Annotated in this window: 5 protein-coding genes; 3 read left to right on the top strand and 2 right to left on the bottom strand. The window is 66.0% G+C overall.

All coding sequences use genetic code 11. From position 1 onward, the window contains the following. Window positions 1-50: 50 nt before the first annotated feature. Window positions 51-653 (bottom strand): alpha-ketoglutarate-dependent dioxygenase AlkB family protein, encoded by a 603-nt coding sequence (locus tag ACN0T5_RS21460; RefSeq protein ID WP_417770640.1) that lies wholly within the window; start codon window positions 651-653, stop codon window positions 51-53. A 221-nt stretch (window positions 654-874) separates the two neighbouring features. Between ACN0T5_RS21460 and dnaK the strand changes: the two genes are divergently transcribed. From dnaK to radC, 3 genes are all read left to right on the top strand, one after another. Beyond that, on the top strand, window positions 875-2,788 hold the full coding sequence (gene dnaK, locus ACN0T5_RS21455) for a molecular chaperone DnaK (RefSeq protein WP_417770639.1): 1,914 nt from the start codon (window positions 875-877) through the stop codon (window positions 2,786-2,788). A gap of 74 nt (window positions 2,789-2,862) precedes the next feature. Then, complete coding sequence (gene dnaJ, locus ACN0T5_RS21450; RefSeq protein WP_417770638.1) at window positions 2,863-4,011, top strand: molecular chaperone DnaJ; 1,149 nt, start codon at window positions 2,863-2,865, stop codon at window positions 4,009-4,011. Window positions 4,012-4,194: 183 nt separating this feature from the next. After that, complete coding sequence (gene radC / locus ACN0T5_RS21445; RefSeq protein WP_417770637.1) at window positions 4,195-4,905, top strand: RadC family protein; 711 nt, start codon at window positions 4,195-4,197, stop codon at window positions 4,903-4,905. Here radC and ACN0T5_RS21440 read toward each other — a convergent pair. Further along, window positions 4,877-6,238, bottom strand: a 1,362-nt coding sequence (locus tag ACN0T5_RS21440; protein ID WP_417770636.1) for a PstS family phosphate ABC transporter substrate-binding protein, incomplete at its 5' end; no start/stop codon positions are given. The genes radC and ACN0T5_RS21440 overlap by 29 nt on opposite strands.

The raw sequence follows: 6,238 nt of genomic DNA, 5'->3' as shown, positions 1-6,238 counted from the left end.
GGTTGCTGCTCGCTGACCGCGCCCGCGACCGGGAGCGGCGCGGCGGCGGACTAGTCCACCACCCGCAGCGTCAGGTTGATCCGCCCGCCCCCGTCGAGCAGCGAGGCCGACCCGAAGCGGATTCGATCGACGCCGTGATAGGTCAGCCTCGCCTCGCCGCCCATCACCGCCACGTCGCCGCTTTTCAGCCAGATCGACTCGGTCTTGCCGCCGCGCGTGGTGTTACCGATGCGGAACAGTCCCTCGTCGCCCAGCGAGATCGAGACCACCGGCCAGCGAAAATCTGCCTCGTCCCGGTCCTGGTGCATCCCCATCCGCGCATCCTCGCCGTAATAGTTGACGAGGCAGCAGTCGGGCTGGCGCAGAACACCCGCGACCGCGTTCCAGACCGCGAGAACCTCGGGCGGGATCGGCGGCCATGGGCTGCCGTCGGGATGCTGTTCGACATAGCGGTAGCCGCGGCGGTCGGAGTACCAGCCGTATTTACCGGCCGAGGTCATCCGCACCCGCATCGGCTTGCCATAGGGCGTCTGGGGCGAGAACAGCGGCGCCTCGCGCGCTACCTCGCGCAGCGCGGCAACCATCGTTTCCTGGGCCTCGGACGACAGGAAACCCTGGAGTATGCGAAACCCGCGGATGGCGATTTCACCCATGATTCAGACCCTTGTGGTGCACCCGCGCCGGGAGGCGCGCGAAAACCGGTAAATTTGCCACATCTGCCCTTGCCCCCGGCTTGCAGGGCTATGGAGGCCTCCTTATATACGCCGGGAAGGTGACGTCAGCCCCCTGGCGTCGCATCGAGCACCGGGACACGGATGCCGGAACGGGTCCGCGTTTCGTATCATCGCCTTAAGTGAGAAGGGATCTAAGAACCATGGCCAAAGTAATTGGTATCGACCTCGGAACGACCAACAGCTGCGTCGCCATCATGGATGGCAGCCAGCCCCGCGTGATCGAGAACGCGGAAGGTGCACGCACCACGCCCTCGATCGTCGCTTTCACGGATGACGAACGCCTCGTCGGCCAGCCGGCCAAGCGTCAGGCCGTCACCAACCCCAACAACACCATCTTCGGCGTCAAGCGCCTGATCGGTCGCCGGTTTGACGACCCGGATCTGGCCAAGGACAAGAAGAATCTGCCGTTCACCGTTCTGGACGGCGGCAACGGCGACGCTTGGGTGGAAGCCAAGGGCGAAAAGTACAGCCCCAGCCAGATCTCGGCCTTCATCCTCGGCAAGATGAAAGAGACCGCCGAAAGCTACCTCGGGGAAGAGGTCAGCCAGGCCGTCATCACCGTGCCTGCCTATTTCAACGACGCCCAGCGCCAGGCGACCAAGGACGCCGGCAAGATCGCCGGCCTCGAGGTGCTGCGCATCATCAACGAGCCGACGGCCGCCGCGCTGGCCTATGGCCTCGACAAGAAAGAAACCCAGACCATCGCCGTCTATGACCTTGGCGGCGGGACTTTCGACGTCACCATCCTGGAAATCGACGACGGTCTGTTTGAGGTCAAGTCGACCAACGGCGACACCTTCCTGGGTGGCGAAGACTTCGACATGCGGATCGTCAACTACCTTGCCGACGAGTTCAAGAAAGAGAACGGCGTCGATCTGACCAAGGACAAGATGGCCCTTCAGCGCCTGAAGGAAGCCGCCGAGAAGGCCAAGATCGAGCTGTCGTCCTCGACCCAGACCGAGATCAACCAGCCGTTCATCTCGATGGACCCCAACGGCGGCCAGCCGCTGCACCTGGTGATGAAGCTTACCCGCGCCAAGCTGGAAAGCCTCGTCGGCGACCTGATCAAGCAGTCGATCAAGCCTTGCAAGGACGCGCTCAAGGATGCCGGTCTTTCGACCAGCGACATCGACGAGGTCGTTCTCGTCGGCGGCATGACCCGCATGCCCAAGGTCGTGGAAGAGGTGACCAAGTTCTTCGGCAAAGAGCCGCACAAGGGCGTGAACCCGGACGAAGTCGTGGCGCTTGGCGCGGCGATCCAGGCCGGCGTTCTTCAGGGTGACGTGAAGGACGTGGTTCTTCTCGACGTGACTCCGCTGTCGCTGGGCATCGAGACGCTGGGTGGCGTGTTCACCCGACTGATCGACCGCAACACGACGATCCCGACGAAGAAAAGCCAGGTCTTCTCGACTGCCGAGGACAACCAGAACGCCGTGACCATCCGGGTCTTCCAGGGTGAACGCGAGATGGCGTCCGACAACAAGATGCTTGGCCAGTTCAACCTTGAGGACATTCCGCCGGCACCGCGCGGCATGCCCCAGATCGAGGTGACCTTCGACATCGACGCCAACGGTATCGTGTCGGTTAGCGCCAAGGACAAGGGCACCGGCAAGGAGCAGAAGATCACCATCCAGGCATCGGGTGGCCTGTCGGACGACGACATCGACAAGATGGTCAAGGACGCCGAGGAGAACGCCGAGGCCGACAAGCAGCGCCGCGAACTGGTGGAAGCCAGGAACCAGGCGGAAAGCCTCATCCACTCGACCGAGAAGTCGATGGAAGAGCATTCCGACAAGGTTGACCCGTCGACCATCGAGGCGATCGAACTGGCCATTGCCGCGCTCAAGGACGAGCTTGAGAACGACAATGCCGACAAGATCAAGGCCGGCATCCAGAACGTCACCGAGTCGGCGATGAAACTTGGCGAGGCGATCTACAAGGCCAGCCAGGACGAAGCCGCCGAGGACGAGCCGAAAGCCGCGGACGAGGCCGGTGGCGACGACGATATCGTCGATGCCGACTTCGGGGATCTCGACGACAACAAGCGCGCGTAAGCACCGCGTTGGAATGAGTCAGGCCGGCCCGGCATCGCGGGGCCGGCCTGAACGTTCCACACAGGGGACCGGCAATGGCAAAACGTGACTTTTACGACGTGCTCGGGGTCTCGAAGGGCGCAAGCGCCGACGAGATCAAGAAGGCCTACCGCCGCAAGGCGAAAGAGCTGCACCCCGACCGCAACTCGGACGACCCCTCGGCCGAGGCGAAGTTCAAGGAGGCCAACGAGGCCTACGAAATTCTCAAGGACGCCGAGAAAAAGGCCGCCTACGACCGCTTTGGCCACGCCGCCTTTGAAGGCGGCATGGGCGGCGGCGGGCGTCATCCCGGCGGTATGCACGGCCAGGGCGATTTCGCCTCGGCCTTCTCGGATGTTTTCGACGATCTCTTCGGCGACTTCATGGGCCAGCGCCAGGGCGGCGGGCGCGGACGCGCCGCGCGCGGCTCCGACCTGCGCTACAACCTGCGCGTCACCCTGGAAGAGGCCTATTCGGGCCTTGCCAAGACGATCAACGTGCCGACCTCGGTCGCCTGTAAATCCTGTGACGGCTCCGGCGCGGAAAGCGGTGCCGAGCCGACCACCTGCCCGACCTGCTCTGGCATGGGCAAAGTGCGGGCCCAGCAGGGCTTTTTCACGGTCGAGCGGACCTGCCCCACCTGCGCGGGCCTGGGCCAGATCATCAAGAATCCCTGCAAGACCTGCGGCGGTGCCGGCCGGGTCGAGAAGGACCGTTCGCTTTCCGTCAACATCCCCGCCGGCGTCGAGACCGGCACCCGCATCCGTCTTGCCGGCGAAGGCGAGGCCGGAATGCGCGGCGGGCCGGCGGGTGATCTCTACATTTTCATCGAGGTCACGCCGCACAAGCTGTTCGAGCGGGACGGCAACAACCTCTACTGCCGCGTGCCGGTCTCGATGATCACCGCAGCACTTGGCGGCGATATCGAGGTGCCGACCATCGACGGCGGCCGCAGCCGGGTGAAAATACCCGCTGGCAGCCAGTCAGGTCGCCAGATGCGCCTGCGCGGCAAGGGCATGCCGGCGCTGCGCGGCGGCCCCGCCGGCGACATGCTGATCGAGATGGCGGTCGAAACGCCGGTGAATCTTACTGCGCGCCAGAAAGAGCTCCTGCGCGAGTTCGAGGATCTTTCGGAAGACAACAACCCGGCTGGACAGAGCTTTTTCTCGTCGGTCAAGCATTTCTGGGACAGCATGAAGGGGTAACACTCGGACTGTGTGCGACAGCGAGGCGCCGGGGGTTCGATCCCCCGGCGTTTTTGCTTCGTTAACCATTCTTTCACGCCTGTTCACCATCTTCGCCTCATGGCGCGCCGGCATCAATTCCGGGAATCACCGCTGCCCCTGTTCGGGCAAAGGGGCGAGGTATGCGCCGAGACCCGGGACGAGGTGCAGACCCCCGAGGCACTGGCGCCGGGCGCGCGGCTGCCCTCTTACATTCGCGATCACCGCAAGCGTCTGCGCGCGCGGTTCATGTCGGGCGGTGCCAATGCCCTGCCCGATTACGAGTTGCTGGAACTGCTGCTGTTCCGCGCCATCCCGCGCCAGGATGTCAAGCCGCTGGCCCATGCGCTGATCGCGCGCTTCGGCGATTTCGCCCGTGTGGTCTCGGCCCCCGCGGCGCGGCTGCAAGAGGTTTCGGGCGTCGGCGATGCCGTGGTGCTCGAGCTGAAGCTGGTCGAGGCGGCGGCGCAGAGGCTGGCACGCGGCAAGGTGATGCAGCGCCCCGTGATCTCGAGCTGGGATGCGATCCTAGACTATTGTCACACCACCATGGCCCACCGTGAGACCGAGCAGTTTCGCGTGCTTTACCTCGACCGCAAGAACGTGCTGGTCGCCGACGAGGAACAGGCGCGCGGCACCGTCGATCACGTGCCGGTCTACCCGCGCGAGGTTGTGAAACGCGCACTCGAGCTCAACGCCTCTGCACTGATCCTCGTGCACAACCACCCCTCGGGCGATCCCAGCCCCTCGCCCTCCGATATCGCGATGACGCAGCAGGTGCAGGCGGCAGGAGAGGCCCTGGGGCTGGTGCTGCACGATCACCTGATCATCGGCAAGTCGCGCGAGCTCAGTTTCCGTGCCGAGGGATTGCTCTAGGTGGCTCGGCCCAGAGTTCGACCCGTCGGCCGAGATGGCGGCCTAGCGCGCTGTCCTCGCAGATGACCGGAAGCGCCGCGCCAAAAGAGGCGACAGCCGTCTCGCCCGGCACCGCGCCTGCAGCGATCAGCCGCGCGCGCAGGGCGTCGCGGACCGCCGCCGCCAACCTCTCGCCGGCGTCCGGGGCGGCGTCGTCCACGTCCACGCGCGCGTCTACGGGGCGCGGATCGTCGGGCGCGAAGCCGACGAAGACCAGGCGGCGTTCGTCGAACCGGCCGTCCAGAACCGCCCGCACCAGATGATCGAGGTTGGCCGCCGACAATGCATCCAGCCGCTCGACCCCGGGTTCAAATCGGAAAGTCAGGGTCTGGCGCGGTGCGCGCATCATGTGCCGCGCGAGGCGCTGCACCTCGAACAGCCCGGCCTCGCCTTCGGCGCGCTGCAACGCGATCGCCAGCCGCGCGCCCTGGCCGGCAAGCGCGGTCTCCTCGGCAAGCTGGTCGATGAAGCCGGCGCGCCGGACCACGAGTTGCGCAGCGGCGCTGCGGGTATAGGCCATGAAGCCGCGCGCGAGAGGCGGCAGGCGGCGCATGGGCTGGTAGAGACGCAGCGGCACGACGAGGGGATAGTCGTCGCTCGCGATTTCGCGCGCGGCAGGCGGGATGGCCGTGCCGCAACCGGTGCCAAGCGCCAGCGCCGCCGCATCGCCAAGGTCCGAGCGCAGAACGAAGCCCAACGCCCCCGGCGTGCCCGCGACGGTCTGCGCCAGGTGCGCGCCACCCTCCAGTCGCCTGGCCGTGGCGGCGAACGTGGCGTCGGCAGGTTTCATCAGCGTCGCTTGCAGGATCTGCGCCAGGTCCGAGCCATCTACGGGCAGGTGCAGCGCGATCGGGCCATCTCCCGGAAGCCCCAAAGCCGGCCACCCGGTCTCCGCGCCCGAAAGTACGCGAACGAGAGCCGCAAGTCCTACCCGACGCAGCGGCTGCCCCGGTGCCACGGCGACGACCAGCGCATCGCGCGCAAGGATGCGGCTGTGGCCGGGCGCCGCGAGGTCGCCCAACCCGGCCTGATCCGCCCTCTGCACTTCGTCCGGTCGGATCGCGCGAAGCGACATCACGATATCGGCCTCATCCGCCAGCAGATCGGCAAACCCCTCGTCGCTGCTGGTCAGCCGAAAGGCAAACCGCGCGCGCTCGGTCCCGCTGTCGCGGTCGGAGAGAATATAGACAAAGCCGGTGTCACCCTCTTCGCGCTGCGACTGCAGGCCCTCGCGCAGTGCGAAGCCCTCGACAAGCGCGGGCATCAGGATGCGCCCGATGCTCGCCGCGCCGGA

Origin of the sequence: Stappia sp., assembly GCF_048261845.1 — a bacterium.
Classification (GTDB): domain Bacteria; phylum Pseudomonadota; class Alphaproteobacteria; order Rhizobiales; family Stappiaceae; genus Stappia.
This window is presented reverse-complemented; position numbering and strand designations above follow the sequence as displayed.

Excerpts from the sequence above, each read along its gene's own strand:
- ACN0T5_RS21460 (WP_417770640.1), bottom strand. The coding sequence starts at position 653 with ATGGGTGAAATCGCCATCCGCGGGTTTCGCATACTCCAGGGTTTCCTG.
- dnaK (WP_417770639.1), top strand. The coding sequence starts at position 875 with ATGGCCAAAGTAATTGGTATCGACCTCGGAACGACCAACAGCTGCGTC.
- dnaJ (WP_417770638.1), top strand. The coding sequence starts at position 2,863 with ATGGCAAAACGTGACTTTTACGACGTGCTCGGGGTCTCGAAGGGCGCA.